30 protein-coding genes and 3 pseudogenes are annotated in these 26,110 nt (G+C 69.8%); 18 read left to right on the forward strand and 15 right to left on the reverse strand.

Annotation, left to right across the window (positions count from 1 at the left end; all coding sequences use genetic code 11):
* The first annotated feature begins 31 nt into the window (after positions 1 to 31).
* Together ABZV91_RS03275 and ABZV91_RS03280 are read left to right on the forward strand one after the other, a co-directional pair.
* Positions 32 to 256, forward strand: a complete 225-nt coding sequence (locus tag ABZV91_RS03275; RefSeq protein WP_355234651.1) for a hypothetical protein — start codon at positions 32 to 34, stop codon at positions 254 to 256.
* Positions 257 to 329: 73 nt separating this feature from the next.
* On the forward strand, positions 330 to 1,310 hold the full coding sequence (locus ABZV91_RS03280; protein WP_355234654.1) for a hypothetical protein: 981 nt from the start codon (positions 330 to 332) through the stop codon (positions 1,308 to 1,310).
* Between the two features lie 18 nt (positions 1,311 to 1,328).
* Here the strand turns inward: ABZV91_RS03280 and ABZV91_RS03285 are convergent, their stop codons facing one another.
* Positions 1,329 to 1,751 (reverse strand): organic hydroperoxide resistance protein, encoded by a 423-nt coding sequence (locus ABZV91_RS03285; RefSeq protein ID WP_355234658.1) that lies wholly within the window; start codon positions 1,749 to 1,751, stop codon positions 1,329 to 1,331.
* Positions 1,752 to 1,920: 169 nt separating this feature from the next.
* Here ABZV91_RS03285 and ABZV91_RS03290 point away from each other — a divergent pair, with 169 nt between their 5' ends.
* The gene (locus ABZV91_RS03290; protein WP_355234661.1) at positions 1,921 to 2,313 is read left to right on the forward strand and encodes a hypothetical protein; all 393 of its coding nucleotides are present in this window, start codon (positions 1,921 to 1,923) and stop codon (positions 2,311 to 2,313) included.
* Positions 2,314 to 2,361: 48 nt separating this feature from the next.
* Here the strand turns inward: ABZV91_RS03290 and ABZV91_RS03295 are convergent, their stop codons facing one another.
* On the reverse strand, positions 2,362 to 2,862 hold the full coding sequence (locus ABZV91_RS03295) for an SRPBCC family protein (RefSeq protein ID WP_355234911.1): 501 nt from the start codon (positions 2,860 to 2,862) through the stop codon (positions 2,362 to 2,364).
* Positions 2,863 to 3,398: 536 nt separating this feature from the next.
* Between ABZV91_RS03295 and ABZV91_RS03300 the strand changes: the two genes are divergently transcribed.
* Complete coding sequence (locus ABZV91_RS03300) at positions 3,399 to 4,172, forward strand: SDR family oxidoreductase (RefSeq protein ID WP_355234664.1); 774 nt, start codon at positions 3,399 to 3,401, stop codon at positions 4,170 to 4,172.
* Between the two features lie 71 nt (positions 4,173 to 4,243).
* On the opposite strand, the gene ABZV91_RS03305 is transcribed toward ABZV91_RS03300, so the two are convergent.
* Entirely contained in the window at positions 4,244 to 4,654 is a 411-nt protein-coding gene (locus ABZV91_RS03305; RefSeq protein WP_355234667.1) for a TetR-like C-terminal domain-containing protein, read from the reverse strand.
* 26 nt (positions 4,655 to 4,680) lie between these two features.
* Between ABZV91_RS03305 and ABZV91_RS03310 the strand changes: the two genes are divergently transcribed.
* Positions 4,681 to 5,265: a hypothetical protein gene (locus tag ABZV91_RS03310; RefSeq protein WP_355234670.1), complete on the forward strand. Its 585-nt coding sequence runs from the start codon at positions 4,681 to 4,683 to the stop codon at positions 5,263 to 5,265.
* A gap of 78 nt (positions 5,266 to 5,343) precedes the next feature.
* Here the strand turns inward: ABZV91_RS03310 and ABZV91_RS03315 are convergent, their stop codons facing one another.
* Positions 5,344 to 5,970 (reverse strand): MetQ/NlpA family ABC transporter substrate-binding protein, encoded by a 627-nt coding sequence (locus tag ABZV91_RS03315; protein WP_355234673.1) that lies wholly within the window; start codon positions 5,968 to 5,970, stop codon positions 5,344 to 5,346.
* Here ABZV91_RS03315 and ABZV91_RS03320 point away from each other — a divergent pair.
* From ABZV91_RS03320 to ABZV91_RS03330, 3 genes are read left to right on the forward strand one after another with little or no spacing between them, the layout of a single operon-like run.
* A complete protein-coding gene (locus ABZV91_RS03320; protein WP_355234676.1) occupies positions 5,891 to 6,727 on the forward strand; it encodes a MetQ/NlpA family ABC transporter substrate-binding protein in 837 nt (278 codons plus the stop codon). The two genes, ABZV91_RS03315 and ABZV91_RS03320, sit on opposite strands and share 80 nt — an antisense overlap.
* Positions 6,724 to 7,749, forward strand: a complete 1,026-nt coding sequence (locus tag ABZV91_RS03325; RefSeq protein ID WP_355234679.1) for a methionine ABC transporter ATP-binding protein — start codon at positions 6,724 to 6,726, stop codon at positions 7,747 to 7,749. The genes ABZV91_RS03320 and ABZV91_RS03325 overlap by 4 nt, the downstream gene beginning before the upstream one ends.
* A gap of 11 nt (positions 7,750 to 7,760) precedes the next feature.
* On the forward strand, positions 7,761 to 8,423 hold the full coding sequence (locus tag ABZV91_RS03330; protein ID WP_355234682.1) for a methionine ABC transporter permease: 663 nt from the start codon (positions 7,761 to 7,763) through the stop codon (positions 8,421 to 8,423).
* 33 nt (positions 8,424 to 8,456) lie between these two features.
* Here the strand turns inward: ABZV91_RS03330 and ABZV91_RS03335 are convergent, their stop codons facing one another.
* Positions 8,457 to 8,984: a phosphotransferase gene (locus ABZV91_RS03335; protein ID WP_355234685.1), complete on the reverse strand. Its 528-nt coding sequence runs from the start codon at positions 8,982 to 8,984 to the stop codon at positions 8,457 to 8,459.
* A 162-nt stretch (positions 8,985 to 9,146) separates the two neighbouring features.
* Between ABZV91_RS03335 and ABZV91_RS03340 the strand changes: the two are divergent.
* Positions 9,147 to 9,996, forward strand: a pseudogene (locus tag ABZV91_RS03340) (class I SAM-dependent methyltransferase).
* Positions 9,997 to 10,026: 30 nt separating this feature from the next.
* Here the strand turns inward: ABZV91_RS03340 and ABZV91_RS03345 are convergent.
* Positions 10,027 to 10,446: an ATP-binding protein gene (locus ABZV91_RS03345; RefSeq protein ID WP_355234688.1), complete on the reverse strand. Its 420-nt coding sequence runs from the start codon at positions 10,444 to 10,446 to the stop codon at positions 10,027 to 10,029.
* A 386-nt stretch (positions 10,447 to 10,832) separates the two neighbouring features.
* Here ABZV91_RS03345 and ABZV91_RS03350 point away from each other — a divergent pair, with 386 nt between their 5' ends.
* Complete coding sequence (locus tag ABZV91_RS03350) at positions 10,833 to 11,201, forward strand: STAS domain-containing protein (RefSeq protein ID WP_355234691.1); 369 nt, start codon at positions 10,833 to 10,835, stop codon at positions 11,199 to 11,201.
* A gap of 21 nt (positions 11,202 to 11,222) precedes the next feature.
* On the opposite strand, the gene ABZV91_RS03355 is transcribed toward ABZV91_RS03350, so the two are convergent.
* Genes ABZV91_RS03355 through ABZV91_RS03365 form a run of 3 tightly spaced genes read right to left on the reverse strand, consistent with a single transcriptional unit; the run spans position 11,223 to position 14,523 of the window.
* Entirely contained in the window at positions 11,223 to 11,666 is a 444-nt protein-coding gene (locus ABZV91_RS03355) for a response regulator (RefSeq protein ID WP_062996897.1), read from the reverse strand.
* Entirely contained in the window at positions 11,663 to 13,303 is a 1,641-nt protein-coding gene (locus tag ABZV91_RS03360; protein WP_355234694.1) for a CHASE3 domain-containing protein, read from the reverse strand. Before ABZV91_RS03360 ends, ABZV91_RS03355 begins: the two co-directional genes overlap by 4 nt.
* Positions 13,300 to 14,523 (reverse strand): fused response regulator/phosphatase, encoded by a 1,224-nt coding sequence (locus tag ABZV91_RS03365; RefSeq protein WP_355234914.1) that lies wholly within the window; start codon positions 14,521 to 14,523, stop codon positions 13,300 to 13,302. Before ABZV91_RS03365 ends, ABZV91_RS03360 begins: the two co-directional genes overlap by 4 nt.
* A 356-nt stretch (positions 14,524 to 14,879) precedes the next feature.
* Here ABZV91_RS03365 and ABZV91_RS03370 point away from each other — a divergent pair, with 356 nt between their 5' ends.
* Entirely contained in the window at positions 14,880 to 15,764 is an 885-nt protein-coding gene (locus tag ABZV91_RS03370; protein WP_355234697.1) for an LLM class flavin-dependent oxidoreductase, read from the forward strand.
* 191 nt (positions 15,765 to 15,955) lie between these two features.
* On the opposite strand, the pseudogene ABZV91_RS03375 reads toward ABZV91_RS03370, so the two are convergent.
* Positions 15,956 to 16,345 (reverse strand): annotated as a pseudogene (locus tag ABZV91_RS03375) (AsnC family transcriptional regulator); the annotation flags it as partial.
* Positions 16,346 to 16,731: 386 nt separating this feature from the next.
* Positions 16,732 to 17,025: pseudogene (locus ABZV91_RS03380) on the reverse strand (hypothetical protein); the annotation flags it as partial.
* On the opposite strand from ABZV91_RS03380, the gene ABZV91_RS03385 reads away from it, so the two are divergent.
* The 5 genes from ABZV91_RS03385 (at position 16,976) to ABZV91_RS03405 (ending at position 20,863) form a co-directional block, all read left to right on the forward strand.
* The gene (locus ABZV91_RS03385; RefSeq protein ID WP_355234700.1) at positions 16,976 to 18,535 is read left to right on the forward strand and encodes an MFS transporter; all 1,560 of its coding nucleotides are present in this window, start codon (positions 16,976 to 16,978) and stop codon (positions 18,533 to 18,535) included. The pseudogene ABZV91_RS03380 and the gene ABZV91_RS03385 sit on opposite strands and share 50 nt — an antisense overlap.
* A gap of 125 nt (positions 18,536 to 18,660) precedes the next feature.
* Complete coding sequence (locus tag ABZV91_RS03390; RefSeq protein ID WP_355234703.1) at positions 18,661 to 18,792, forward strand: hypothetical protein; 132 nt, start codon at positions 18,661 to 18,663, stop codon at positions 18,790 to 18,792.
* Between the two features lie 173 nt (positions 18,793 to 18,965).
* On the forward strand, positions 18,966 to 19,574 hold the full coding sequence (locus tag ABZV91_RS03395; protein WP_355234706.1) for a PadR family transcriptional regulator: 609 nt from the start codon (positions 18,966 to 18,968) through the stop codon (positions 19,572 to 19,574).
* Entirely contained in the window at positions 19,571 to 20,038 is a 468-nt protein-coding gene (locus tag ABZV91_RS03400) for a deazaflavin-dependent nitroreductase (RefSeq protein WP_355234709.1), read from the forward strand. The genes ABZV91_RS03395 and ABZV91_RS03400 overlap by 4 nt, the downstream gene beginning before the upstream one ends.
* 333 nt (positions 20,039 to 20,371) lie before the next feature.
* Positions 20,372 to 20,863, forward strand: coding sequence for a carbonic anhydrase (locus ABZV91_RS03405; RefSeq protein ID WP_355234712.1), 492 nt, complete (start codon positions 20,372 to 20,374; stop codon positions 20,861 to 20,863).
* A 63-nt stretch (positions 20,864 to 20,926) separates the two neighbouring features.
* Here ABZV91_RS03405 and ABZV91_RS03410 read toward each other — a convergent pair whose 3' ends face one another.
* Together ABZV91_RS03410 and ABZV91_RS03415 are read right to left on the reverse strand one after the other, a co-directional pair.
* Positions 20,927 to 21,847, reverse strand: a complete 921-nt coding sequence (locus tag ABZV91_RS03410) for a DUF5995 family protein (RefSeq protein WP_355234715.1) — start codon at positions 21,845 to 21,847, stop codon at positions 20,927 to 20,929.
* Positions 21,848 to 22,033: 186 nt separating this feature from the next.
* Entirely contained in the window at positions 22,034 to 23,008 is a 975-nt protein-coding gene (locus ABZV91_RS03415; protein ID WP_355234718.1) for a helix-turn-helix domain-containing protein, read from the reverse strand.
* A 70-nt stretch (positions 23,009 to 23,078) separates the two neighbouring features.
* Between ABZV91_RS03415 and ABZV91_RS03420 the strand changes: the two genes are divergently transcribed.
* Positions 23,079 to 23,429, forward strand: a complete 351-nt coding sequence (locus tag ABZV91_RS03420) for a cupin domain-containing protein (RefSeq protein WP_355234916.1) — start codon at positions 23,079 to 23,081, stop codon at positions 23,427 to 23,429.
* Positions 23,430 to 23,437: 8 nt separating this feature from the next.
* On the opposite strand, the gene ABZV91_RS03425 is transcribed toward ABZV91_RS03420, so the two are convergent.
* A complete protein-coding gene (locus ABZV91_RS03425) occupies positions 23,438 to 24,319 on the reverse strand; it encodes an LLM class flavin-dependent oxidoreductase (protein ID WP_355234721.1) in 882 nt (293 codons plus the stop codon).
* 79 nt (positions 24,320 to 24,398) lie between these two features.
* Positions 24,399 to 24,707, reverse strand: coding sequence for a hypothetical protein (locus tag ABZV91_RS03430; protein WP_355234724.1), 309 nt, complete (start codon positions 24,705 to 24,707; stop codon positions 24,399 to 24,401).
* A 305-nt stretch (positions 24,708 to 25,012) separates the two neighbouring features.
* Here ABZV91_RS03430 and ABZV91_RS03435 point away from each other — a divergent pair, with 305 nt between their 5' ends.
* A complete protein-coding gene (locus ABZV91_RS03435) occupies positions 25,013 to 26,095 on the forward strand; it encodes an acyl-CoA desaturase (protein ID WP_355234727.1) in 1,083 nt (360 codons plus the stop codon).
* The last annotated feature ends 15 nt before the right edge of the window (positions 26,096 to 26,110 follow it).

Consider the following 26,110-nt stretch of genomic DNA (forward strand, 5'->3'; position numbering starts at 1 on the left):
CAACTCCGCGACCACCGACGATGACAGGGACGTGAACCCCGATGTACTACCGCCGGCCGAGCGGCGGGACATGGTGCGACGCCTGATCGCGCTGTGTCATCTCGTCAATGATCTCGTCGAGATCACCGCAACCACGGCAGCCGACGCCGGACCGCTGCCCGACGCGCTCCACGAGAACGCACAGCTGATCCAGACCGTGGTCCGCGATGTCGTGGTGGATCTGGTGGCCAACGGCCGGCAGCCCGACGCCGCCTGACCACGAGTCGTGCCGGTCCACCACTGATCTCACGGCGTGTTCCCAGTGGTGGGCGCAGAATTAGACTGGGCTGATGGTCAAACCGAGCCCGTGGGGAGCGAGCGGAGGTGACGGCGACGCCTCGTCGAGCACGGTTCGCACCGCGACACCGCAGCCGGACCCGTCCGTATCCGCCGGCTCCCGATCGGAAACCTGGGAGCGGCGCCGGACCCTCGCCCGGGCCGGATTGCGGCGGGTGGCCGAACACGCCGAGGACATTCGCACAGCGCCGGCGATGAGCGGCAAATGGGGATATGTGATCACCGCACTGGGCGGTGTCATCGTCTTCATCCTCATGTTCAAGCACTGGATGGTCGCGCACGGGCCCGACGGTATGGCCGCGGCGACCCCCTTCGGCCAGGTCGACTCGACCACCCGATATCTCACGGTCTGGTCCGCGCAGGGCACACCACCCGCCGCGGATCTCACCGGTTCGTGGGCGGTGGCCTCGAGCAGCATGATCGCACTGACCATCGCCGCGATCGCTATCCACATCGCCACCAACTCCGAACGTTTCGCACGGATCGCCACCGGTGGCGCGGTGATCACCGCGCTGCTGGTGATCGCGAACATGCTGTATCTGACCGCACGGCAGAAACAGCTCAAGAACATGACGATCCGCCGCTGGGATCTCGGCGGTCAGGTGGGTTCGTGGATCAACTGGGCCGTCAACGACGGATCGAAACCGGTCGCCGGCCTCAACGAGGTGGAATACGTCGCCAGCGGTACGATCACCACCGCCGCCATCGCGGCGGTGATCATCGCGGTGGGTTCGGCGGTGATCGCGGTGGCGACCATGCCGCGTACCGCCACCGGGACCCGGATGCCCTGGCGGGTCACCGTATCCCGGGAGACCGCGTCGAACTACACCGCGGAGCCCGCCGCGGAGGGCGCCCGGCCCGCTCCGCCGGCGGAATCCGCCCCCGCCGCGACCGCTCCGCCATCGAGCCCCGCACCGATCGCGGACAGCGGTCCGGACCCGAGTGCCGCCGCTCCTGGACCCGCGAAGAATTGACGCGGGCCCGGGAGCCGATCAGTCCTGCGCGACCCGCACCTCGACATCGATATTGCCGCGGGTGGCATTGCTGTACGGGCACACCTGGTGCGCTTTGTCGGCCAGTGCCCGCGCTTCGTCCTCGGGCAGATGGGGAAGACTGACCTCGAGGACCACCGTCAGCCCGAATCCGCCACCGTCGGTGCTCCCGATACCGACCTTGGCGCCCACCGCCGAATCGTTCACATTCGCCTTGGCCTGGGAACCCACCAGGCGCAACGCGGAATGGAAGCAGGCCGCGTAACCGGCGGCGAAGAGCTGTTCCGGGTTGGCTCCGCCGCCGCTGCCACCCATCTCCTTCGGTACCGCCAGCTCCAGGTCGATGCGGCCGTCGGTGGTCCGGGTATGACCGTTGCGGCCGTCCCCGGTCGCCAGCGCCTCGGCCGTGTACAGCACACGCATCGCCGTCTCCTCTGCTCGTATCACGCATGGTTATCGATACCGCCGCAGCGAATGCCACGGGACTGTGCGCAGTGTAGTGTCGCGCGCGGTGCCGGATCAGTTGCGGCACAGGGGAAAGTTCTGAGTATCATCCGGCGGCCCCCACTCGGCTCGAGCGATCGCGAGGCATATGTTCCCTGACCAGACCTCCACCCATTACCCGGTCTCCCCCATCCCGGACGACGTCTACGGCCGGGGCGCGCCCATTCCGGCGCCCCGGGAACCCGATCTGGTGATCACCGCGCTGCTGTGGTTCCTGCTTGCGGCGCTGGCGATCGTCTCGGTGGCGATCTCCCCCTGGTTCCTGCTCGCCACCGGGGTGTGTGAAGGACGCGCGGATTGCAGCGCCGATCCGAGCGCGGGCAACTGGATCATCGTCCTCGGCGGCTGCTTCGGCTTCCTGGTCGGCGCCGCCACCACCGTCAATGCCGCGCGCAGCGGGCGGGCGCTGTATCCCGGTGCGCTGCTCGGCCTGATCCTGGTTCTCGCCGCCTGGCTGGCGGGCTCCCTGCTGATGGGCTGAGCGGGCAGGGCCGCGGGCACGGGACAGCGGTGCCCGCGGCCCGCCCGCTCACGAAGCCGTGGTCGCGAAGCGTCGATCCGTGTAGCGACGGAGGTTCGCCAGGAAGCGCCGGAACGCCAGATTCATCAGCGGGGTGGCGAGGAATGCGGTGAACCGGGCGGGACCGGCCAGTCGCTGGGCCAGTGTCCAGGTGAGCCGGCAACCTTCGGGGGTTTCCACAATGCGGTAATCCTCGGCGAAAGCCGCCAGCGCACCGGTGGAGCTGCTGTTGAAACGGAAGGCCATCCGGGTGTTCGGCTCCCAGGCCAGGAATTCTTCGTCGCCGACGATTCCGCCGCGCATATCGACCACCCGGGTGGTGCCCACCCCGCGCGGTTCGGGAGTGGTCCAGGTGACCTTGGTGATCACACTCGCCCAGTGCGGCCAGGATTCGGCGTCGGCCAGCACCTCGAACAACTGGGCCGGCGTGATCGCGAGGTCCACGCTGTTGCTGCAGCGCACCGGAGCGTTGTCGATGAACTCGAGACCGACGCGCTCACACGGATGCAGGGTGCTCATCGCCGGCCACCGCCGTATCCGCCCACCTGTTTCCGGTCGTTCATGCGCAGGGTCCTCTCGTCGGTCGGTGCAGCCGCAACGCTCCGGCTGCACACCGATGGTTACACCTGTCCAGTCATCTGTCCATAGCACTCGGAGCCGGCGGGCGGCGGCGCAGGCGCGCGGACCGGACACCGCCCGATATTCCTGGCCGCGGTCGTGGCGTTCACCGCGCGTCGGTGTGGTGCGGCGCGGCGGGCAGCGCGAACGAGCTGGTCGCATCGCCCAGGGAGTGGCGGCCGCCGCGATGAAGGCGCAGACCATCGCGATACTCACGGCTCTGTTCGCCCGGCACCTGCACACCCGTGTGTGGCGCTCTACGGCGCCACCCCCGGTTCCGCAGGGCTGCTCGGGCCGGTCCCGGGCGGTACCCTGATGACCGCCGATCCGGCGTGGCATGGCGATACGGGCGTACGGGTGCCCCGAGATCCCGGTCATGGCGGCCCGGGGCACAGAGATACGAGGGTGCGATGTCCTCCTGTTCGACGGTGGCCGGCCGAACCTGTGTCGTGACCGGCTCGGCTTCCGGGATCGGCGCGGCGACCGCAGCACTGCTACGGGAACGCGGTGCGGTGGTACTCGGTTGCGATATCGACGACGCCGAGATCCGGGCCGACCTGTCCGTACCCGCCGGGCGGCGCGCACTGATCGAGCAGGTCGCCGAATACGGAGTGATAGACGCGGTGCCGGCGGTAGCCGGAGGTGGTCGGACCGGCCTGCTCGAGACGAATTACTTCGGGGCGGTGGCCACGCTCGAGGGGTTGCGGCCGCTGCTGGCCCGCAGCCCCGCGCCGCGTGCCGTGGCCGTATCGTCGACCTCGTCGCCGGCACCGGCGGACGAGCGCATCGTGACCGCCTGCCTCGACGGCGACGAAGCGGCCGCGGTGGCCTACCTCGAGGCCGACCCGGACGCCGGTGGAACGGTCGGCGGTTACGGTATCGCCAAGCGCGCGTTGAATCGATGGGTGCGCCGGGCGGCACCGAGCGTCGAATGGGCGGGTGCCGGCATCGCGCTCAATGCCGTGGCGCCCGGCGTGGTCGACACTCCCGCGGTGGCGTGGATTCTCGGCGACGACGAGGTGCGCAGGACGGTCGAGGCGGCCTCCCCACAACCGTTCGGCGGCTTCCCCGGGCGGCCCGAGTGGATCGCCGAACTTCTCTGCTGGCTGGCCGGGCCGGACAATCGTTTCGTCACCGGGCAGGTCATCTTCGCCGATGGCGGCGCGGAAGCGGCGGCGGTCGGCGAGCGCCACTGGCTCTGACGACACAGGGACGGAAAGCCGGTCGGCGGGCCGGGCTCCGGCGCAGGTGCGCTGACCGTACGGGCCAGCGGTCAGCGAGGTAGGCCCGCCAGGTCGGCCATTGCCGCCATCTGATGATCGAAATATGCCGCACGGTCCTCGATCACAGCGTCCAGGCGGCCGAAGATCTCGAATCCGATCAGTCCTAACAGCTGGGTCCATCCGGCGAGTACCCGAATCAGCCGTTCCTCCGGTAGCTCTCGCGAATGCTGATCGATCAGGCGCCGCAGGTCGCCGCGAACCGCGGCGGGAACCGGCTCCGTGATGGGCTCGAGGTGCTCGGATCCGTCGATGACGGTATCGACCAGGAGCAACACCACGCGCGCGGCGGGTTCCACCGTCTCCTGCGGGGCCGCGTAGCCGGGCACCGGATTCCCGTACAGCAACCCGAATTCGGCCGGATGAGCGAGCGCCCATTCCCGCACCGCCCGGCAGATCCGCATCCAGCGCTCACGCGGCGCACCACGCGGTGAGCACCGGAAACCTCTACGGTTACGGCCGCGTCGACGGCCCGATGACCGAGCAACTTCCGCTGCGGCCCCTTTCGATCAAGGGCCGGGTGCGGGCCGAGCTGTGGACCGCCGCGCTCGCGGCCCACGAGGCCGGCCGGATCCGCACCGCCGAGGTGCGCGGCTCCGATTACCTCGGCGCCGGCACGACCTCACCGTTCAGCGTCATGGTGCTGCCGAAGGTGATCGCCGGCCGCACCGCGTGGATACCGGCCGATCTGGATGCCCCGCACAGCTGGACCCAGGTATCGGATGTCGCGAAACTCCTGATCGCCGTCGCCGCCGAGGAGAAGGCCTGGGGCCGGCCGTGGCATGTGCCGACTGCGCCCCCGCTGTCGGTCCGGGCACTGGCCGAGCGCGCGGCGGAGCTGGCCGCGGCGCCGCGGGCGCGGGTACGCGTCATGCCAGGTGTCGTGCTCCGGCTCGCGGGCCTGGTCGAACCCGCGGCGCGGGAGATGCTCGAGGTCCAGTACCAACTCCGCGAACCGTTCGTGCTCGATCCACCGCCGCCGCCCATGCCTTCGGGCTCGAACCGGCGCCGATAGACGCGGCACTGCGCGAGATGATCACCGGCGTGCGCACACCGGTGAACTGACGGGGCGGACTCGCTCCGCCGGGCGCACTCACGGCGGTCCGGAGCGGCCCCGGAACGTGGCCTCCAGTTCGGCGAGCGTAGCCCGTAGTTCGGCCGGATCATTGTTCTCGAAGATGCCGTCGTAGCCGGATTCGGCCCGGATGGCAGCCTCGACGGCGGGATCGTGGTATAGCTCGGCCAGCGCCAGCAGAGTCGGATCGTCCTTGTCCTCGGCGCGGGCGGCGAAGACATTGATGTACTGGGTCAGCTCCGGACGCCGCGGATCGTCGGTGTAGAGGACGTCGTCGGCGGTGAGCCCGGCCGGCGAGGCGAACGTATCGTCGACGAAGGCGGTCCGCACCACAGGCGGGCAGGAGCGCGGCCAGCGCGAGCAAGACCGGGACAACGGCGAAACGACGCAGACCTCGCATCGTGCGCAAACTAGGCGGTCCCTACCGCTCCGGCCAGGATTTCGTTCAGCCCAATCCCAACCGTTGCCGGGCCCGTGTACCCATCGCTTGGATGGTCGAGTCCACACGGCCACGAGTATTCGGGAGCAGGCGTTGAAATTACCACGGGTATTGGCGATACCGGCGTTGGCCGTCGCCGCGGCACTCGCCCTCACCGGCTGCGGCGGCAGTGACGCCGACTCGGACGTGGTACGGATCGGCACCACCGAGAGCGATCAGGCGTGGGACGTATTCGAGCAGAAGGCCCAGGACGCGGGCATCACCCTGCAGATCACGAACTACTCCGACTACTCACAGCCCAATATCGCCCTCACGCAGGGGCAGATCGATGTCAATCTCTTCCAGCACCTGCAATTCCTCGGTGAATACAATGTCGCCAACAACGCGGACCTGACGCCGATCGGCGCCACCCAGATCGTCCCGCTGGGGCTGTACTCGAAGAAGCACGAGTCGGTCGCCGATATCCCCGCCGGCGGCGAGATCGCCATCCCCAACGACCCCTCCAACCAGGCGCGCGCCCTGTTCGTCCTGGAGGCCGCGGGCCTGGTGAAACTGTCCTCGGACACCCTGGCCCCCTCCCCCGCCGATATCGACCGGGGCGCGTCCAAGGTGAAGGTGACCCCCGTCGACGCGGCGCAGACCGCGCTGTCGCTGGCCTCGGTGGACGGCTCCGTCATCAACAACACCTACCTGGAGCGGGCCGGTGTCGATCCACTCTCGGCCCTGTTCAAGGACGATCCCTCCAGCCCGGGCGCCGAACCGTACATCAACACCTTCGTCACCCGTGCGGAGGACAAAGCGGATCCGACCTACCAGCGGCTCGTCGAGATCTGGCACGATCCCGACGTGCAGCAGGCGCTGGCCGAATCGTCCAAGGGCACCTCGGTGGAGGTCCGGCGCGGCGGGACCGAGCTCGAGCCCATCCTGCAGCGGGTCCAGCAGACGATCCGCGACGGCAAGTGAGCGAGGCGACCGGTCCGGAGCCGACGGTACCGGCGGTCGAATTCCGATCCGTGACCAAGGTTTTCGGCACCGGGAAGCGCGCGGATACAGCGCTGTCCGATATCGATCTGCGGATCGAGAAGGGCGAGATCTTCGGGGTGATCGGCTACTCCGGGGCCGGTAAGAGCACCCTCGTGCGGCTCATCAACGCCCTGGAGAAACCCACCGGCGGCACGATCGAGATCTCCGGCACCCCGATCACCGGGGTGCCGGAGGCACGGGTGCGGCAGATCCGCCGCGATATCGGCATGGTTTTCCAGCAGTTCAATCTCTTTCGCTCCCGGACCGCGGCCGGGAACATCGAATACCCGCTGAAGGTCGCGGGCTGGCCGCGCGCGAAACGCAAAGCGCGCCTGGCCGAACTGCTCGACTTCGTCGGACTGTCCGACAAAGCCAGGAGTTACCCCGACCAGCTCTCCGGCGGGCAGAAGCAGCGCGTGGGCATCGCTCGCGCGCTGGCCACCTCGCCGTCGCTGCTGCTGGCGGACGAGGCCACCTCGGCGCTGGACCCGGAAACCACCGGTGAGGTGCTGCGCCTGCTGCGCAAGATAAACACCGAGCTCGGGGTGACCATCGTGGTGATCACGCACGAGATGGATGTCATCCGCGCGGTCGCCGATCGGGTCGCGGTGCTGGCCGAGGGCCGGATCGTGGAACTGGCCGACACCTTCGACGTATTCGCCGCCCCGCAATCGGCACCCACCCGCTCCTTCGTCGACACGGTGCTGCACAACCGCCCCGCCCCCGACGAACTGCGCCGCCTCGGCCAACTGCACCAGGGCCGCCTGGTCACTGTCGATATCGACGACGCACGCGGGATCGGGCCCGCACTCACCACGGCCGTGCAGTCCGGCGTGGGCTTCGAGGTGGTGTACGGCGGCGTGAGCACACTCCAGGACAAAACCTTCGGCAGTATCACCCTCGCACTCGACGGGCCGGACGATGCCGTCGACAAGGTGATCGCCCGACTCGACCAGCGGTAGCGAGGATCGATATGGACGCCGATTGGGACAAACTCCGGCCGATCCTCACCGAGGCTGTCGGCACCACCATCTATCTCGTCCTGCTCACCTTCGTGGTGGGCGGCGTCATCGGGCTCTTCCTGGGCACCGCGCTCTACACCACCCGCAAGGGCGGGCTGCTGTCCAACAGCCCGATCAACTGGGTGCTCAATGTGCTGGTCAATATCGTGCGGCCGATTCCTTTCATCATCCTGCTGGCCGCATTGGGCCCCCTCACTCTCGAGGTCGTGGGTACCACCATCGGCACCGATGCGGCGGCCTTCGTGATGATCGTGGCCGCCTCCTTCGGGATCGCCCGCATCGTCGAACAGAACCTGGTCACCGTGGATCCCGGGGTGATCGAGGCGGCCCGGGCGATGGGCGCGGGGCCGCTACGGATCATCCTGACCCTGCTGATTCCCGAAGCCCTGGGCCCGCTGATCCTCGGCTACACCTTCGTCGTCATCGCCATTGTGGACATGTCCGCCATGGCCGGCACCGTCGGTGGTGGCGGACTCGGCGATTTCGCCCTGGTGTACGGGTACCAGCGGTTCGACTGGGAGGTCACCCTGGTGGCGACGCTGCTCATCATCGCGGGAGTGCAGGGCATCCAGTTCCTCGGCAACTGGACCGCCCGCAAGGTGCTGCGCCGCTGACCGCCGGGCGGAACCGGAGCGCGAAGCGGTCGCTCAGCGCCGGACCGGTCGCGCGCCGGCCAGGATCGCGTCCACGGTCTCGTCGACGGTGAGATCCGAGGTATCCAGCCACGTCCCCACCCGCGGTGTCGTGTCGCGCAGCACGGCGTCGAGCGCGGAGACGGTGAACGCCCCGTAGGCGTTCTTGTCCCGGCCGGCTTCCCGCGCGGCCACCGCCTCGGGACGCGGCGCCAGGACGACGACACGGAGCGGATCGGTCCGGATCTGTTCGATCGTCCACGGCAGGAATTCACCGAGCACCACGTCCTGCAGGATCGCGGTGAACCCGGCGCGGGCGTACCCGTCGGCGGCGGCCGCCGCCAAGCGATGACGTAACCGCAACTGGTCCAGCGCGTCCGAGGTGGGATCGGCCGTCATCTCCGCCCGGCCGTTGACCACGAACCGGCGGAACGCGCCGCCGTGGACGTGCGCCGACCGCGGCAGCCGTTCGGCGAGTGCCTGGGCGACCGTGGACTTCCCCGCGGCCTGGATACCGGTGATCAGATAGACAGCGCTCGCCATGGAGCCATGATCGCAGAGCGCGGCGGAGGGCCCCTGCCCGTCCACCTCCTCGGCCGGCGTGGTGGACGCCGGGACGGCCCGCTGCGAACCGGCGCGAACACGCGGGGAGCCGGGGCGCGCGGTTCCCGCCCCCGCCCCGAGCCGGCAGAGGATAGTAGCCGTATGGACGAGGACGCTGCCGCGGCGGTGGCCGACCGGGTGCTCCATGCTGTACTCGGCACCGTCGACCTGCTTTCGATATTCGTCGGCGACCGGCTCGGCTGGTACCGCAGTCCGGCGGACGAGGGACCGGCGACGGCCGGGCAACTGGCCGCGCGCACCGCCACCCACCCCCGTTACGCGCGGGAATGGCTGGAACAGCAGGCGGTGACCGGACTGCTGGTGGTCCACTACGCCTACCGCACCGGCGGCGGAGTGAGCTGGGACGCACTCGGCGACGACGCGCGCGAGGCCCAGGCCGACGGTAACCGGCCCTGGTACGAGCATCGCCTCGCCGAGGCGCTGGCGGCGGTGCCCGCCGTGGATACGCTGATGCGGGCACCCGGCGCCCGCATTCTCGATATCGGCTGCGGTGCCGGGTGGTCGACGATCGCCGACGCGGCACAGCTACCCGAGAGCGGCTTCGACATCGCGTTCGCCTTCGAATGCGTGCACGATATGCCCCGCCCGGTGGAGGTGCTGACGGCCGCCCGGTGGAGGTGCTGACGGCCGCCCGGTGGAGGTGCTGACGGCCGTCCGGCGCGCGCTGCGGCCCGGCGCCCCGCTGGTGGTGATGGACGAGGCGGTGGCCGCGGAGTTCGCGCCCGGCGGCGACGAACTCGAGCGGCTCATGTACGGGTTCAGCCTCTTCGTCTGTCTACCGGACGGGATGTCGAATCCACCCAGCGCCGGCACCGGGACCGTCCTGCGAGAGCGGATTCTGCGTGAATACGCGCGCGCCGCGGGCTTCACCGCGGTGCGGGTACTGCCGATCGAGGGGTTCGGTTTCTGGCGCTTCTACCGCCTCGACTGAGGCAGGCGGGCCCGGCCCGATCGGGCGGATTCACCGGGGCAGCGGGAGCCGCATGTCGACGGTCGTACCGCCGGCGGAGACGATGACCTCCACCTCGGGCACCAGCGCGCGGATGATGGCCATCCCGCGCCCGCGGACCCGGTCGGGGCGGGGGTCGGGGCGCTTCCAGCGGCCGTGATCGGCCACCGTGATGCGCAGGCCGCCGGCCTCGTGCGCGAGGCGCAAGCTGATGGTGCCGCCGTCGCCACGGTGGCCGTGCTCGATCGCGTTCGCACAGGCCTCCCCTACGGCGAGCAGCACGTCATAGGCCTGGTCTTCGCCGAGCGGGCAGTGCGCCAGCCACTGCTGTGTCCGGTGCCTGACCTCCGCCAGCCGGTCGGCTCTCGCCGGAAACCGCAACTCCCATCGGGTCGGCGGACTGTCCAGCCCGGGTGGGCGGGTCGTCGTCACCTGATCGCCTCCTGTAGGTCTCGCCGGACGGACGGCGTAGGCGGTACCGGGTCCGTGGCGTTCGGCTTGCTGTCCTGTCGGACCATGTGCTCATAGCTAGCCATACCCATTCTTTCCCGGTGCATTCGAGCCGAACCCGGCATGATCGCCGGCCTCGTCCCGGCGGCCGGGTGCGTCGTGGATCACTCCCGGTGGCCCGCCCCTGGTCCTGCTCAAACGTGGCGTGGATTACGTATCCGGCGGCCCGATCGGCGGCGGTGACTACGATTTCGCGATCGGGTAGATTTCTCTGCGAAGATCTGTGCCGGCCCCGGCCGCGTTCCGCGCGGCGGGGCCTCGATACTGCAGAGGTGAGAAGTGACGAATTGCGAGCCGGAGGAGCAGCGATGAGCGGCGACAGCGCGCCCCGCCTGCTCGATGTAGCGGTGCGGGCCGAGAACGGGACCGCGGTCGTCACGGTGCAGGGTGAGGTCGATATGGCTTCGGCGCCCCAGTTGCAGGCCGCTCTCGAAGACGCGCAGCGCGGCGGGGACCCCTTGGTCGTGGACATGTCCGAGGTCGGCTTCCTCGGGTCGGCCGGGTTGAGCGTGCTACTGGTGATCTCCGAGGCCGCCGAGCCGGGGGCCGGGTTGCGCGTGGTGGTGTCCGACGCCGTCCGCCGTCCCGTCGAGCTCACCGGGCTCGACAAGCTGCTGTCGGTGCACGAATCGCTGGCGGACGCGCTCGCCGCGGGCGCGAATCCCGCGGCCCCCTGAGCCGGGGCCGGCGCCCCGCGGCTACCGGGCGCGGGGCAGCCGGACCACCTGGACGAAGAAGTCGTCGATCTGTTTGATCGCCGCCACGAACTGGTCGAGATCGACCGGTTTGGTGACATAGGCGTTGGCGTGCAGCTTGTAGCTGCGCAGGATGTCCTCCTCGGCAGCGGAGGTGGTCAGGACGACGACCGGGATATGCGCCAGGTCGGGATCGGCCTTGATCTTCTCCAGCACCTGGCGACCGTCGTATTTCGGCAGATTCAGATCGAGGAGGATGAGATCGGGTCGGGGGGCGTCGGCATAGGGGTCGGCGCGGTACAGGAAATCCAGCGCCTCCTGGCCGTCGTGAGCCACGTGCAACGTGTTCCCGATCTTGTTGTCCTCGAAGGCTTCCCGGGTCATCAACTCATCGCCCGGATCGTCCTCCACGAGGAGGATATCGATGGGCTGGCCGGGTACGGTCATACGGTTTCTCCTTCGGGTGCGGGTTCCGTGGCGGCAGCGGGTGCTGCCGGATCCGCGGCGCCGGTCTCGGCCTCGACGATGCGGAGGGTGAAGCAGATCCGGGTCCCCACCGCGTTCTCGGTGTCGAGCCAGATGGTTCCCCCGTGGAATTCGACGATCTTCTTGCAGACCGCCAGGCCGATCCCGGTGCCGCTGTATTCGTCGCGGGCATGCAATCGCTGGAAGATGACGAAGACCTTCTCCGCGAATTCGGGCGGGACGCCGATCCCGTTGTCGGTGACCGAGAACAGCCGCAGGGCGGGATCGCCCGCGTAGGGCCCGGTGTCGATGCGGACGACCGGCGCGTGGTCGGGCCGCCGGAATTTGACCGCGTTGCTGATGAGATTCTGCCACAGCATGGTCAGCAGGGTCGGCTCGCCCATGATCTCGGGGAGTTCGTCCGGCCGCTCGACCACGCCGCCTGCTTCCTCGAGCGCGCCCGACAGGTTGGTGAGCGCTTTGTCCAGCGGTTCGCCGAGCGGCACCGGCTGCGCCCCCTCACTGACCCGGCCCACCCGGGAGAAGGTGAGCAGATCGTTGATGAGCACCTGCATCCGTTTGGCGCCGTCGACGGCGAAGTCGATGTACTGCTTTCCGCGCTCGTCGAGCTGGGAGCCGTAGCGTTTCTCCAGCAGCTGACAGAACGAGGCGACCTTGCGTAGCGGCTCCTGCAGATCGTGCGAGGCGACATAGGCGAACTGCTCGAGTTCGGCGTTGGACCGGCGCAGTTCGTCGGCCTGCAGATCCAGCTCCGCCTTCTGCTGCCGCAGCAGGGTGCTCTGGGACCGTGTGGAACCCAGTTCGGCCACGATCCGGGTGCGCATATCCTCCACGGCGGCGGCGACCTGGACGATATCGGCCGGGCCGCGACTGTCGATGTGATGGTCGAACTCGCCGTCGGCCACCCGCAGTGATGCCTCGGCGAGTCCGGCGAGCGGGCGCACCACCAGTCTGCGCAACAGCACGGTCAGCACGATTCCGGTGAGCAGGAAGACGACCACCATACCGGTCAGCACCACATCGCGAACGGTGCGCGCGTGCTCCAGCGCCCAATTGTCCGCGGCGACCGCGGCGGCCAGCCCGTCGTTCTGCACCGTGAACGCCGTACGCAACCGATCGAAGACGCCCTTGGCGCGTACCGCGGTCGTCGCGGCCAGCGCCCGGGCCTGCTCGGGCGACGCCGTGGCCGCGAGCGGACCGGCGTACTCGGTGCGCCACTGCTGCGCGCCGCGTTCGATCACGTCGAGATCACCGAGCAGTTCGGGCCGGTCGGCCAGCAGTTCCCGCAGCCGCGCCGCAGCGCGGTCCTGCTCCCGCGAACCCTCGGTATAGGGCTCGAGGAATTGGGGATCGGCGGCGATCGCATACCCGCGCAGACCGGTTTCCTGGTTGATCAGCGCACTCTGCAGCCGATACGCCTCGGCGGAGGCGGGCAGTGTCTGCCGCGCCAGCCGGTCGGTGACCTTGTTCGTATTGGAGATCACCTGGGCGCCCGCCACCGCACCGATCAGCACCACCAGGATCATCAACGCGAGAACCAGTTGAAACCATGCCTGTGCGGTCAGCCGGCCCACCACCCGGGAGTCGGCGTTCGTCACCGGATCTGCTCCTTCCGCTCGTCGTTCCAGCACACATGGATGATGGCCAGATCGTCGTCGAGGCCGCCCGCCGCCCCCGCCAGTTCCTCCACCCGCGCGATCAGCTCGTCGACGAACGCCTCGGGACGGCCCAGGCGGACCGTCCGGGCGACCTCCAACAGGCCGGTTTCCCCGAGCCGGTCACCGGCACGTCCCACCCGGCCCTCGAACAATCCGTCGGTGAAGAGCATGAGACCGGCTCCCGCGGCCAACTCGATCTCCGTGGCCGGCCATTCGGCCCGGCCGGGCATGAAGCCGAGCGCCGCGCCACCGGGCACCTCGAGCCAGCACAATCCCTCGTCGCTGTGATGCAGCATGCCCGGATGCCCGGCACGCCGCACCAGGACCCGACGGGTGGATGGGTCGAGCATCAGGCTGGTCGCGGTGGCGAAGGTCTGACGGTCGGTCCGCTCGGCCAGCAGTACCTGTTCCAGCAACCGTAATTGCCGGGAACCGGTCACGCCAGACAGGACCAGGGTGCGCCACGCCAGGCGCAGCGCCACACCGGTCGCGGCGGCGTCGGGCCCGTGTCCGGAGACGTCGCCGATGATGACGTGCACGATGCCGCCGGGGTCCTGGACGACATCGTAGAAATCGCCGCCGAGCAACGAATGGGCCCGGCCCGGCCGATACCGCGCCACCACGTCCACCGCCCGGTCGGCACGCAGCAGCGGCGTCGGCAGCAGGCCCCGTTCGAGGCGCGCGTTCTCCTGGGCCCGCATCTGGCTGGCCTGCAGGGCCGCGCTGGTGCGTTCGGCCTGTTTACGCTGGATGGCATAGCGGACCGCGCGAGCGAACAGTTCCGGCTCGACCCGGCCCTTGACCAGGTAGTCCTGCGCACCGGAGGCGAGGGCCGCCAGCCCGGTGCTCTCCTCGTCGAGCCCGGTCATCACCACCACAGCGACACGGTCGTTGTGCGCGCGGATCCGGGCCACCGCTTCGAGTCCCTGGGCGTCGGGCAGCCGCAGGTCGAGCAGGACGCAGTCGGGTACCTCGACACTGAGCCGCGCCGCCGCCTCGGCCAGGGTGCGCACCCATACCAGGCGCATCCCGCGTTCGGCGTCGGCTACCAGTTCCTCGACCAGCAGCGCGTCCCCGGGATCGTCCTCCACCAACAGCACGAAGGGTTCGCGCTCGAACCAGCCCGCATCGTCGGCCGGACCGAGATCCGCCCGGGCAATCTCACCGCGCAAGGTCACCGCCGAATTCGCCAGCAGGCATCGACACCCAGCCTCCGATCACACAGGAAACGACGGCGACACAGCGCACGCCCGCAGACTCAGCGGCCGGTTGCTGGACCGAGAGGCATTGATGATCGTAACGGATGGCTGTCCACCCCGGTGAACGGGCGGTGTCCGGCGCCCTGACCGGGCAGTCTCGCGCGACCGGCACCTTCAGACCCGGACAGGTCCGGTCCGCCCGGTTTCACAGTCCGGACGCCGGCCCGGCCGCGTGCTAGCGTGGGCCACCCGGTGCGGCCCGAGATCGCTTGCAAGACGGGTTTTTACGAGCGTGTGGATCTTCGGAGGAGACAACGGTGCGTATCGGAATCGGCCTGCCCTCAGCGGTACCCGGAGCGACCCCGGAAGCGATCGGGGCCTGGGCCGCGGAAGGTGAACGCGCGGGGTTCGCCACACTCGGAGCCACCGATCGGCTCGTTTACGACAGCCTCGACCCCCTGGTGACACTGGCGGTCGCCGCCGCGCACACCACCACCGCCGAGCTGGTGAGCACCGTACTGAACATCGGCTACCGCGGTAACCCGTTCGTGGTGGCCGGGCAGATCGCTTCCCTCGATCGGCTCGGCGGCGGCCGGTTCACCGCGGGCCTGGGGATGGGCGCGTGGCCGGACGACTACGCGGTCAGCGAGATGGCCATGACGACCCGGGGCGTCCGGTTCGAAAGCGCGCTGGCACAGATGCGCCGTGCTTGGCGGGGCGAACTCGCCGGCGCGGCCGGGCCGGTTCCGGCGCTGGCGCCGGGCCGCCCCCAGGTCCTGCTCGCCGGGATGGTGCCCGCCGGGATCGTGCGCGCCGCCACACTCGCCGACGGCTGGGTCGCCCCGGCGTTCAGTGTCGATCTGCTGCGGACCGGTCTCGATATCGTCGGCACCGAGTGGGCACGGCTCGCGCGGCCCGGCCGGCCCCGGGTGCTGGTCGTCCGCTATTTCCACCTCGGAGCGGACGCCTCCGCCGCGGCGGAGTCCTACGCGCGGAACTATTACGGCCCGGAGATGTTCGAGCAGGTGCGACCCGACCTGCTCACCGAGGTGGCGCATCTGTGCGACGAAGTGGACCGGATCGCCGAGGCCGGCGCCGACGATCTGATCCTGCTCCCCTGTTCGGGCGATCCGGCGCAGATCCCTCTTCTCACCGACGCGCTCGGCAGCGCCCGGCTCGGGGCGCCGGCCGCAGCGCGCTGATCTCGTGCGGTCCGCCCACCGGGCGTGGCCCCGCCGTCATCGGCGGCGCCGTGTGGTGGCGGAGGGGGCGCCAGCCGGTCGCCGACGATCTGCGCCCCCGCGTACTTGGTACGGCGGGTGAGCGGCACGAGTTCGTATCCGGTGATACCGGGCGCCTGCGCCAGCGTGGTGGTGACGAACCGGTACACCGCGTCCAGACTCACTGTCGTGAGGTTGGCCGTGAGATTGGCCGGGCCGGTGACCGCGGCGGCGAACGGTACATCCGGATGCCCGGCCAGGATATGACCCACTTCCTGCAGGTACCGGGGCTCGACGGTCATCCACAGCGTGGTCCAGTGGTAGTGCCCGGTGGCCGCCGGTGCGATATCGACGTCGAAGTAGGCGAGCCCCGAGCGCACCAGGGCCTCGACCCGCCGGGTGACCCGGCCCGCGGTACTGCCCGTGGCGCGGGCCAGTGTCGCGTACGACGTACGGCCGTCCCGGGACAGGGCCTCGAGCAACGGCCGGTCCGCGGGCCTGAGCGCCGCCGTCTCGCCACCCGCGACGACGGAATCGCCGGCGTGGGCGCGTAGGGCGTCCACCCCTGCTCGCGGGTCAGCGCGTCCCGCCAGCCCTGCCAGTCGGTGGACGCGCCGCCGACGAATGTGTGCAGGATCGCGTACGGCGCCACACTCGAGACCGGTGCCACCTTCGGCAGCATCCGGGTCAGCAGATCCTCGGTATCGGCTTCACGCACCGCACGCAGGTTGAAGTCGATCTCCCAGCCGCCGGAATGGATGGACACCCAGGACACATCGTCACGGCGCGCCAGCACTTCGGCGAGCGCGTCGGCGTGCTCGGGGCGGCAGCGGACCCGGATCGACCACACGGTGACCCCGAGCGCTCGCGGATCGAGGCTGAGCGTGACCCGGATCAGCCCTTCCCGCCGCAACCGGCGATACCGGCGCGCCACGGTCTGTTCGGCCACCCCCAGGACCTCGGCCATCGCCCGGAACGGGAGACGGGGTGACAACTGCACGGATCGAGCGATCTGCTCGTCCAGCCGGTCCATGACAGCGGATTTCCCCACTGGACTCTGCGACACCGGCGGAATTCTACATACGGGCGCTCCGCGGGAGACTTCGTCGCAAGTCCGGTCGCACACTTCGAAGACGATGCGGCGCGACCGGGAGGGTGGCCCGCGACATCGGATAGAAAGGCCCGGAGTTCCCGTGAACAGAAAATGGTGGACGCTGGTCGTCGTCTGCGCGGCCACGTTCATGTTGCTGCTCGACGTCACGATCGTGGTCGTCGCGCTCCCCGATATCCAGCAATCGCTCTCGGCGAGCTTCTCGGACCTGCAGTGGGTCACCGACGCGTACGCCCTGGCGCTGGCCGCACTCCTGCTCACCTCGGGTTCGCTCGCCGACCGCTTCGGGCGCCGACGCGTCTTCGGCGCCGGACTGGTGGTGTTCACCGCCGGCTCGCTGCTGTGCGGACTCGCCACCGGCCCGCTGATGCTGATCGTCTCCCGCGCGCTACAGGGTGTAGGTGGTGCCATGCTGTTCGCCACCTCGCTTGCGCTGCTGGCCGCCACGTACCACGGGCGGGACCGGGGGACGGCATTCGGCGCATGGGGCGCCATCACCGGTGTGTCCACCGCGCTCGGCCCGATCCTCGGCGGACTGATCGCCACCTCGATCGGCTGGCGCGGAATCTTCCTGGTCAACCTGCCCATCGGACTGCTCGCCCTGCTGGCCACCCGGTACCGGGTGGACGAGTCCCGGGCCCCGCATGCCCGCCGGCTCGATCGGGCGGGCCTGGTCACCTTCACCTGCGGCCTGCTGGCACTGGTCTACGGGGTCATCACGGCTGGGGAACGCCGCTGGGGCGACCCGGTGGTACTGGGTTCGCTCGGACTGGCAGCGGTGCTGGCGATCGCCTTCGTCCTGATCGAGAAACGAACGGCGGAGCCGATGTTCGATCTCTCGCTGCTCCGCACGCCGACGTTCCTCGGCGGATCGATCGCCGCCTTCACCATGAACGGGTCGTTGTTCGCCATGTTGCTCTACCTGGTCCTGTATCTCCAGGAGGACCAGGGGTTCTCGGCTCTGGAAACCGGCGTGCGGTTGCTGCTGGTGTCGGGGTTCACCATGGTCGTGGCCACTGTCTCCGGCCGTCTGTCGGGACGGGTGCCGGTGCGTGGGCTGATCGGCCCCGGACTGCTGCTGGTCGGCGTCGGACTGATGGCGATGGGTGGCCTGGACGCCGACTCGGCGTGGACACGGCTGATCCCCGGACTGATCCTGTGCGGTATCGGGAGCGGCCTGGTCAACCCGCCGCTGGCCTCCACGGCCGTGGGCGTGGTGCCCGTCCAGCACTCCGGTATGGCCTCCGGCTTCAACAACACCTGCCGTCAGGTCGGGATCGCGGTGGGAATCGCGGTCTACGGCAGCCTGTTCACCGCCCGCCTGCGGAACGGCCTCGCCGGCCATCTCGCCGATCGGCCCGGCTTCGCCGACCGCGCCGGGCAATTGGCCGACGCGGTCCACGACGGCCGGGCACAGGCCGCACTGCTGTCGCTGCCCGGCGCGGATCGCGCGGCGGCCGGGCGGGCGATCCACGCGGCATTCGCCGAGGCACTCGACACTCTGTTCGTGGTGAGCGGCGCGGTCGCGGTACTCGGTGCGGTCTGTGCGGTCCTGCTCATCCGGGGCCGGGATTTCCTCCCTACCCATTCGGGCACCACCGGCAGCACTCCCAGCGACAGCGTCGCCGCACCCGTCGGCTGATCGGGCACGCGGAGGGCGAGGGTCGCGAGGCTCCCGCCCTTCTCGCGGAGCCGCGGGAAATCGTCAGCCGCGCCCTGACCGGGCACGAGCCCGGTGACTGGACGCCGATCACCCTGGTGATGCCGATGTCCAGTGTTTCCCGGTTCCTGCGGATGGAGGAACCGTTCGGCATCGAGACCGGCCACGCCGAGATCCCCTCCGTCGTCGAAGATTTCCTGCGCAAGACCGAGGGCGAACGCCGCCGCGCGGGCGAGTAGCGCCCGCGCCCTCGGAAGGGCGCAGCACCAGGAAGAATCGACTTCGAGCGGCCGCCGACACGGCGATGCCCGGCACCGAGGCGTGCACTTCCTGAACTACCTGACTTGCTTGCCACGGCGGTGACACGTACTGTCGTTATAGTCGAACTCGACTAATCGAACTCGATCGGAAGATGACAGTGACCCGGGAACTCCGTGCCGTCGAAACACCGCTGACGCTGGCGGTACTCACCCTGCTCGCCGAACAGCCCCGGCATCCCTACGACATGAAGACCACCCTCGGAGAAAGGCGGGTGGCCGAGGTGGTGAAGCTGCGCGGGGGATCCCTCTACGATGCGATCGGCCGCCTCGAGAAGGCCGGACTGGTGTGCCGTACCGGTACCGCGCGCGCCGGAGCCCGGCCGGAACGCACCGTCTACCGGATCACCGAATCCGGCCACGATCTGCTCGACACACTGCTGGAGCGGTTCCTCGCCGAGCCGGTGAACGAATACCCACGGTTCGTCGCCGCGCTGGCGCATCTCCCCGCACTCGCGCCGCCGGTCGCGGCGCAGCTCCTGCGCCGCCGGGCCGCACGACTGCGCGAGCAGACGACCGCCGCCGCCCGGCGCCGGGAAGAGTCCGCGGACCTCCCCCGCGCGGTACTGCTGGAATCCGATTACCTCGCCCATCTGCGCGCCGCCGAAATCGATTGGCTGGAGCGCACCGCGATCGAGATCGACCGCGGTATGCCGTGGCCGGACGGCGGACCCGGCCGCGACGACGACAAGGAGAAACTGTGAACAACGATCGCCTGCGCCGACGCCTGAAACCCCTCAATCGTGTGGTCGTGGCCTTCCAACGCCTGGGTCTGGCGGTGGGCACCATGCGCATCCTCTCGGTGCCCGGCCGACGAACCGGGACACTACGCACCACTCCGGTCTCGCCGCTGACGGTCGACGGGGTGACGTATGTGGTGGGTGGGTTCGACACCGCCGACTGGGTGCGCAACGCACGCGCCGCGGGCTGGGGCGTGCTGGCGGAGGGACGGCGCGAACAGCGGGTCTCGCTGGCGGAACTGCCGGTGGTCGAGCGCGAGCCCGTCCTGCGCGCTTTCCCGCGCGAGGTTCCGCACGGGGTGCGTTTCATGATCGCCGCCGGCGCCGTCGAATCCGCCGACCCCGACGCTTTCGCCGCCGCGGCACCGCGCTGCCCGGTCTTCCGGGTCGAACCGATGAGCGGCGGTGGGTCCACGGAACACCACTGACCCGCTCGCAGCGAAACCGTACACGAGCAACGGGTCCGATTCCGGGCGCCGTACCACGACGTCGGGCGTGGCGCCGCGCAGCCGCCCGGCATACCGATCCGCGACGCCGTTCACCGCGCACCCGTCCCAGCGGGCACGCGGCGCGGTGACCGGGCCGGGCACCGGCGGCCACGTACCGTGGAGCTCACCGCACTCGGCGCGACGCGGACAGTTCACGACACGCCAGGGTTGGACTCTGCCCGGTTCTATCGGTCGTGATCGCGAACGGCAACTTGGGAATGTGAATGCGGACATTCGCATATCGAGACGTCGACGAACGGAGGTCGGTAACCCATGACAGTGACCGATGACTACCTGGCCAACAACGCACGCTACGCCGCACAGTTCAGCGGTCCGCTCCCGCTGCCGCCCAGCAAACACGTCGCGGTGGTCGCCTGCATGGACGCCCGCCTCGACGTCTACCGAATCCTCGGTCTCCAGGAGGGCGAAGCGCATGTCATCCGCAATGCGGGCGGCGTCGTGACCGATGACGAGATCCGCTCCCTGGCGATCAGCCAGCGGCTGCTGGGCACCACCGAGATCATCCTGATCCACCACACCGATTGCGGAATGCTCACCTTCACCGATGACGATTTCAAGCGCGGCATCCAGGACGAGACGGGTATCAAACCCACCTGGTCGGCCGAGGCCTTCTCCGATCTGGACGAGGATGTGCGGCAGTCGCTCCGGCGAATCGAAACCAGCCCGTTCATCACCAAGACCTCGTCGCTGCGCGGTTTCGTCTTCGATGTCGCCACCGGACGGCTCGGCGAAGTCGGCGCCTGACCGGTCTCGCTCCCGGCCGCGTTCCGTGCCGCGCGCACCACATGGTGGGCGCGGCACGGAGGTTCACAAGGCGCCGTGCGCGGCGAGCACCTCGAACGCGGCGTCGGCGCTGCGCCACAGCACATCCATCTCCGCGCGTGCCGCGGGTGCGGCCGCCGGATCCTGCAGCGCCAGACCATTGCCGAAGATCACCACATTGGCGCCCAGATCGGCCAGCCGCAAGAGCGGTCCGCTGGCCACGCCCGCGCCCAGTACGGCATCGAGCCCCTCCCCCAGGAAGTAGAACCGCCACAGGGGGCCGAGATCGCCGCCGTAGATCTCTCGGGTGAGATCGACGATGAGCGACCCGTGACTCGCGATCGCGTCGACGATCCGGAAGTGGTCGGGCGCGTGGGCGGGAGTGGCGCCGGTGGCGGCGACGGCATTGGACAGATCGACGCTGAGGTGGGCGTTGTAGCCCGCCATCGCGACCCGGGCCGGCGACAACTCGCAGCGATGGGCGAGCCGGAAATAGTGGTTCCACTGGGGCTCGGCGGGCGCGCCGGTGAACTCCGCGTGCACATTGCGCAGGAACCGCAGTAGCAGATCGAGGCTGATGCGATGCGCCCACTCCGGGTCGTCGAACGCGGCCGGATCGCGTTGCAGCGGCATCACGGCGGCCTGTTCGACCGCGTCGAGTCCCAGGGCCAGCAGTCCCCGCCGATCCCGGTGCACCACCAGGATCTCGGTGATCCGCCGATGCCGTTCGACCGCCCGTTCCAGCCGGTCCAGCGACGAACCAGAGCTCTCGTCGTAATCCGTCGATGTATCGGACAGTTCGACGATCTCGGTGAGTTCCGCGGCCGACAGCGCTGTGCCGCACGCGGTATCCAGCTCGGAGGCCGTGGCGCGCCCTCCGCCGGCCAGTGCGGCCACCTCGAGCAGGAACGCCGTCGCGAAGACGAGGACGAGGCGTCTCGAACGCACCGGACGCTGGCTGGACATACCTGTTTCGCTTTCACTCGGCGGCGGACGACCGATCCGTGGAACCCGGCTACTCGGTGAAGCCGGAACAGCGGTGTTTCGTGTGAGCCGCCCCTGCCGGGCGCGCGCTCGCGAGCGTAGCCCAGCAACGGGGCCGGGCCGCTTTCCCGCCCGTGGGAGCGGCCGGTCGGCGTACGCCGGCGCGTGTCAGCCGCGGAAAGCGCGCCGGTAGGCGGCGGGCGTGGTGCCGAGCAGAGTATGGAATCGGCGCCGCAGATTGGTGGCCGAGGTGAGCCCGACCCGCGCGGCGATCGCCTCTACGGGCAGATCGGTCTCCTCGAGCAGCCGGCGCGCCGCGGTGACTCGCTGGGTCAGCAGCCAGCGCCCCGGGCTGGTGCCGAGTTGTTCCTCGAATCGGCGGGCCAGGGTGCGGGGCGAGACTCCGGCCCGGCCGGCCAGATCGGACAGTGTGATGGACCGATCGAGATGGGCGATGCTCCAGTGCAGCAGAGCGGCGACGGACTCACCGGTGGCGTGCGCGGTGACCGGGGCCGGTACGAACTGGGCCTGTCCGCCCTCCCGGTGCGGTGGCATGACCATGTGCCGGGCGAGTTCGGACGCGTAGGAGGCGCCGTGATCGGTGCGCACCAGATGCAGACACAGATCGATACCGGCGCCCGCCCCCGCGCTGGTGGCGATGTCACCGTGATCCACGTACAGCACACCGGGTTCCACCCGCACCCGGGGAAATCGGGCCCGTAGTTCGTCGGTGCGCGCCCAGTGCGTCGTGGCGGTGCGTCCGTCGAGCAGGCCGGTCTGCGCCAGCGCGAACGCGCCCGTGCAGATGGAGACCAGGCGGGCTCCCCGACCGGCGGCCGCGCGCAATGCTCCCAGCAGCGCGGGTGATATCTCCGCGGTGAACGGCAACCAGCCGGGGACCACGATCGTCTCCGCGCTCTCCAGGACCTCGAGGCCCGCCGAGACCCGCATCGTGTACCCGGCGGTGGTCGCGACCTCGCCCGGATGCTCGGTACAGACCAGGAAGTCGTAGCGGGCGGCGAGCCCCTCGCGCGGCGTACCGAAGACTTCCGCCACGCAGCCGAGTTCGAACGGGGCCTGCGGCGGCGTCACCAGGGCAGCGACCCGATGCCGGCCGGACGGGCCGGGCCACTGATCGGTCATGTCAGGAAAGTACCCGAGAATGACTTTCCTGACACTGGTGGCCTCCCCGGCAGCGCAGCATGCTGGCCGTATGACCGTCACCCCGCATTCCGAATACGGCCCGACCATGGCCGGTTACACCTGGTCGAACTCGGCCGATGCCCCTGTCCGGGAGCTTTTTCCCGGTATCCGCCTGCGCTCGCTGTGGTCCGGCCGGGACGGTGCTTCGGCACATGTCCTGGAGATGGCACCGGGTAGCCGGTGGGAGGGCGTCGATGTGCACCGGCCCGGTCCGGAAGAAGTGTTCGTGGTGTCCGGCACCTTCAACGACGGGGTCCGCGACTATCCGGCCGGGTCGTTCATCCACGCGCCGGCCGGTTCCTGGCACATACCGCAGACCGTCACAGGTTGTGTGCTGTTCGTCTTCTACCCCGAGGGCTGATCCCCGCGTCAGCGGGACCCGATCAATTCCAGCGTCTCCTCCAGGACGGTGAGCGGGACCGCGCTCGGGACCAGGATGAACTCGTCCAGCCCGGCTTCTTCGGCGGCGTCGAGCGTGCGGTGCAGTGCCGCGGCGTCGTAGGTCTTCATCGAGGAAGCGGCTCCGGCGGCCGCTGCGCCCCCCAGGAAGCCCAGATACTCCGCGGTGAAATTCCGGAGCACGTCTTCGGGCTCGGCGACGCCGAGCGCGTAGAAGCATCCGCTCACCAGGCGTGGCGCGTCCCGGCCCGCCTCGGCCCAGGCCCGGCGCGCGGCGTCGGCGGACCATCGGATCTCCGCGGGTACCCCGCCGACGCTGAACGCCACGACTCCGTCGGCCCAGCGGGCCGCGCGCGCCAGCGATTTCGGGCCCAGGGCGCCGGCGAGCACGGGCGGGCCACCGGGCTGCACACACGGCGGCCCGACCGGCTCGCCTCCGGCGACCCCCGGTTCCCCGGCCCACAGCTCCCGCAACTCCGCCACCGCGCGGTCCAGCCGATCGTGGCGGCGCTCGAAGCCCGAACCGAGACTGCGGTAGTCGTCGCCGCGACCCCCGACACCCACGCCGAGGGCGAAACGTCCCGCGGACAGCACATCGATCGTCGCGGCCTGTTTGGCGACCAGCGCCACCGGATGGGCCGGGAGCACCGACAGGTTCGCGAAGATCCGAACCCGTTCGGTGACCGCGGCGGCCGCGGCCAGGGTCGTCCACATCTCCTGATTGTGGAAGTTCACCCGCTCGCCGCACGAGATACTCGCGACGGGGCCCTGCTCGGCCAGCCGGCACCAATCGACGGTGGCCGCCCGGTCGTACCCGCGGCACATGGTGGGTAGTGCGATCCCGATATCCATCGCCCCAGCATCGGCCAACCGAGGCCGCTTAGCAAGAACAGGTTCTAGTTTTTCGGCTCGGTCTCGAAGTCGGCACCGGTCAGCCGCCGCCCCCGCCGCAGCCACCGCCACCACCACCGCAGCCACCGCCGCCGCAGCCACCGCCCCCATCGCTGTCGCCACTGCCGCCCCCGCTGCCGATGTACCACCCGCCCGCCCCGGCGGCACCGGTCGCACCGCGCCGGCGGGAGGCGCGCAGCGGAGCACGGTCCTGCCGGAACCTGCGCACCGCGGCCGCGACGGCCAGCGCCACGCCGAGCGCCAAGAGCCAGCCACCCACCCCGAACCCGAACAGGTCGGTCAGGACGAGGCCGACGAGAACAGCCGAAGCAGCCGATAGGAACAGCACGGTACCTCCCCGGGTGGTCGATCCACCTCAGAAGAGGCTACCCCGCAACAGCTCTCGGTGAACATCTCCGAAGGCGGGGTCGCCCGAGGCGGATCCCGACCCTCCGGCCCGCACCCGCCGCGGGACCGTCCCGCGGCGGCCGGCCGCCTCCCGGCCGCGCGCCCGGCCGGCCGATTACGCCGGGCGGGCAGCCGGCCGCCCGGGACGCGGGTAGGGTGAACGCGAAAGTCGGCAAGGACGGCGGGCGCGCGGGATGCCGGTCCGTCGACCGGTGAAGCGACACCCGTGCACAGATCGGTGAGGAAATGACGGCAAACGCCGCCACACATGTTGTTCCTGTCGACCGGACCGAGGTCTCCGCGCCTTCCGAGGCGTCGCCCCGGGCCGCGCGCCACAGCGATTACGCGGTGCTGCTGCGGCAGGTGCGCGACGCGGGCCTGCTGGACCGGCGTCCCCGGTACTACCTCTGGAAGGGCGGGGCCGCCGTGCTCGCCCTGGCCGCCGGATGGACCGCGTTCGTCCTGATCGGCGACTCCTGGTGGCAGCTGGCCACGGCCGCCTTCCTGGCCGCGCTCTTCGCGCAGTTCGCCTTCCTCGGCCACGATGCGGGGCACCGGCAGATCGCCGGCAGCCGGCGGGCGGACTACCTGCTGGGCGCACTCTTCGGCAACCTCGCCATCGGCGTGAGCATCGGCTGGTGGACGAGCAACCACAACCGGCACCACGCGCATCCCAATACCGAGGACGCCGATCCCGACATCATGGGCGTGCTGGCGCATTCGAGTGTCCGGGCGCGCGCCGGGCGCGGCCTGCGCCGGGTCATCTTCCGCTACCAGGGCTGGCTCTTCTTCCCGATGCTGCTCCTGGAAGGTCTCAGCCTGCACTTCTCGAGCATCCGGGCGATCGTGCGGCGCGATATCCCCCGACGCGGTGTCGAGGCCGCGCTGCTGGCCGCGCACGCCGTGGGCTACCTCGGCGTCGTCTTCCTCGTGCTGCCGCCCCTGCACGCACTCGGCTTCATCGCCGTACAGCAGGGCCTGTTCGGGCTCTACATGGGCACCACGTTCGCACCCAACCACAAGGGTATGGCGGTGCTCCCGGCCGGCGATACGACGGACTACCTGCGCCGCCAGGTTCTCACCTCCCGTAACGTGCGCGGCGGAGTCGTGATCGATACCGCCTTCGGCGGCCTCAACTACCAGATCGAACACCATCTCTTCCCCTCCATGCCCCGGCCCAACCTGCGGCGGGCCCAGCCGATCGTCGCGAAATACTGCGCGGACATCGGCGTGCCCTACTGTGAGACCGGCCTGTTCGATTCCTATGCCCGCGCCCTGGGGCATCTGCACACCGTCGGCCGGGCCGCCGGCCCCGAGCGGTCCGGATAGTCGGCGACACCCGCA

Source organism: Nocardia sp. NPDC004568, assembly GCF_040609955.1.
Classification (GTDB): Bacteria; Actinomycetota; Actinomycetes; order Mycobacteriales; family Mycobacteriaceae; genus Nocardia.

What these genes read in the sequence shown, in the direction of transcription:
- ABZV91_RS03280 (WP_355234654.1), top strand. Translation starts at nt 330, where the DNA reads ATGGTCAAACCGAGCCCGTGGGGAGCGAGCGGAGGTGACGGCGACGCC.
- ABZV91_RS03285 (WP_355234658.1), bottom strand. Translation starts at nt 1,751, where the DNA reads ATGCGTGTGCTGTACACGGCCGAGGCGCTGGCGACCGGGGACGGCCGC.
- ABZV91_RS03290 (WP_355234661.1), top strand. Translation starts at nt 1,921, where the DNA reads ATGTTCCCTGACCAGACCTCCACCCATTACCCGGTCTCCCCCATCCCG.
- ABZV91_RS03305 (WP_355234667.1), bottom strand. Translation starts at nt 4,654, where the DNA reads ATGCGGATCTGCCGGGCGGTGCGGGAATGGGCGCTCGCTCATCCGGCC.
- ABZV91_RS03330 (WP_355234682.1), top strand. Translation starts at nt 7,761, where the DNA reads ATGGACGCCGATTGGGACAAACTCCGGCCGATCCTCACCGAGGCTGTC.
- ABZV91_RS03335 (WP_355234685.1), bottom strand. Translation starts at nt 8,984, where the DNA reads ATGGCGAGCGCTGTCTATCTGATCACCGGTATCCAGGCCGCGGGGAAG.
- ABZV91_RS03350 (WP_355234691.1), top strand. Translation starts at nt 10,833, where the DNA reads ATGAGCGGCGACAGCGCGCCCCGCCTGCTCGATGTAGCGGTGCGGGCC.
- ABZV91_RS03355 (WP_062996897.1), bottom strand. Translation starts at nt 11,666, where the DNA reads ATGACCGTACCCGGCCAGCCCATCGATATCCTCCTCGTGGAGGACGAT.
- ABZV91_RS03390 (WP_355234703.1), top strand. Translation starts at nt 18,661, where the DNA reads ATGTCCAGTGTTTCCCGGTTCCTGCGGATGGAGGAACCGTTCGGCATC.
- ABZV91_RS03395 (WP_355234706.1), top strand. Translation starts at nt 18,966, where the DNA reads ATGACAGTGACCCGGGAACTCCGTGCCGTCGAAACACCGCTGACGCTG.
- ABZV91_RS03405 (WP_355234712.1), top strand. Translation starts at nt 20,372, where the DNA reads ATGACAGTGACCGATGACTACCTGGCCAACAACGCACGCTACGCCGCA.
- ABZV91_RS03410 (WP_355234715.1), bottom strand. Translation starts at nt 21,847, where the DNA reads ATGTCCAGCCAGCGTCCGGTGCGTTCGAGACGCCTCGTCCTCGTCTTC.
- ABZV91_RS03415 (WP_355234718.1), bottom strand. Translation starts at nt 23,008, where the DNA reads ATGACCGATCAGTGGCCCGGCCCGTCCGGCCGGCATCGGGTCGCTGCC.
- ABZV91_RS03420 (WP_355234916.1), top strand. Translation starts at nt 23,079, where the DNA reads ATGACCGTCACCCCGCATTCCGAATACGGCCCGACCATGGCCGGTTAC.
- ABZV91_RS03425 (WP_355234721.1), bottom strand. Translation starts at nt 24,319, where the DNA reads ATGGATATCGGGATCGCACTACCCACCATGTGCCGCGGGTACGACCGG.
- ABZV91_RS03435 (WP_355234727.1), top strand. Translation starts at nt 25,013, where the DNA reads ATGACGGCAAACGCCGCCACACATGTTGTTCCTGTCGACCGGACCGAG.